The sequence below is a fragment of the Pseudokineococcus marinus genome, assembly GCF_013004605.1.
Classification (GTDB): domain Bacteria; phylum Actinomycetota; class Actinomycetes; order Actinomycetales; family Quadrisphaeraceae; genus Pseudokineococcus; species Pseudokineococcus marinus.
Map to the genome: position 1 here is coordinate 1 of NZ_JABEMA010000542.1, position 1,197 is coordinate 1,197.

Annotated in this window: 1 protein-coding gene and 1 pseudogene; both read right to left on the bottom strand. The window is 80.5% G+C overall.

Going from position 1 to position 1,197, the window contains the following annotated elements:
- The coding region (locus tag HLB09_RS17335) for a glycosyltransferase family 2 protein (protein ID WP_322790246.1) at positions 1 to 974 on the bottom strand (974 nt) is incomplete at its 3' end.
- Positions 971 to 1,197: pseudogene (locus tag HLB09_RS17340) on the bottom strand (hypothetical protein); the annotation flags it as partial. The gene HLB09_RS17335 and the pseudogene HLB09_RS17340, both read right to left, overlap by 4 nt.

Consider the following 1,197-nt stretch of genomic DNA (forward strand, 5'->3'; position numbering starts at 1 on the left):
CCCAGCGCCCCGGCGCGGGAGCCGGCGAGGGCGCCGACGAGCGGTCCGAGCCCGAGGGCCGCGAGCCCGCCGGCCAGCGCCAGCGAGCGGCCCGGGGAGCCCGCCGCGCTCCACAGCGACTTGGCGTACCCGTCGCGGACGCCCTCCCAGCCGTCGTACATGCGGCACGTCGCGAGCGCCGTCCCGTCCGTGACGCCGCCGCGCCCGCCGGCGGCCTTGACGGCGCGGACGAGGGCGACGTCGTCGAGCACCGCGCCGCGGACGGCCCGGTGGCCGCCGACCGCCCGGTACCGGGCGGCGTCGACGACGAGGAGCTGGCCGTTCGCGGCCGAGAGCGAGGGGCGCGGCGAGCGCTCGGCGAGCCGCAGCGGGAGCGTCGCGAGCCAGGACCACTGGAGCAGCGGCTGCACGAGCCGCTCGCCCGGGGTGACCGCGCGCTGCCGGGGGTAGGGGGAGACGAGGTCGAGCCCGGTGCGGCGCAGCTGGTGGACCGACGCCGCGACGGCGCGCGGGGCCAGGCGGACGTCGGCGTCGACGAAGACGAGGACGTCCCCGGCGGCCCGCCCGGCGAGCTGCGCGCACGCCCACGGCTTGCCCAACCACCCCGGCGGCGTCGGCGACCCGGTGAGGACCCGCACGCGCGGGTCGTCGCCCGCGCGCGCCCGGGCGGCCTCCGCCGTGCCGTCGGAGCTGGCGTCGTCGAGGACGAGCACCTCGAGGTCCACGCGCTCCTGGGCGAGGACGGCCGTGAGGCAGTCGGCGACCTGGTGCGCCTCGTCGCGCACGGGCAGCAGCACGCTCACGCGCCCGGCCACCGCCGGGGGGTCGAGGTCGGGCCGGCGGAGCAGCAGGGCGTTGGCGCAGGTGTGGACCAGCAGCCCGACCGACAGCGCCGACGTCGCGCGCACGAGCGCCCGGGCCGCGCCGGCGGCCGCCGTCGCCGCGCGGCAGGAGGAGTCGGCGCCGGCCCTCACCGGCGACGCATGGACGCGGCGGCCCACAGCCAGTGCGCCAGGGTCGGCGCGACGACGGCGCCCATCACGACGAAGCCCCACAGCGCCACCCACGGGCGCCCGGAGAAGACGAGGGCGTCGACCGTGGAGCCGAGCCACGTCCAGCCGAGGAGGAGGCCGGGGACGGCGAGCTCGGCGCTGCCGCGCGCCCGGTCGGTGCCCGGGGCGGGCGCGGGGCGCGACG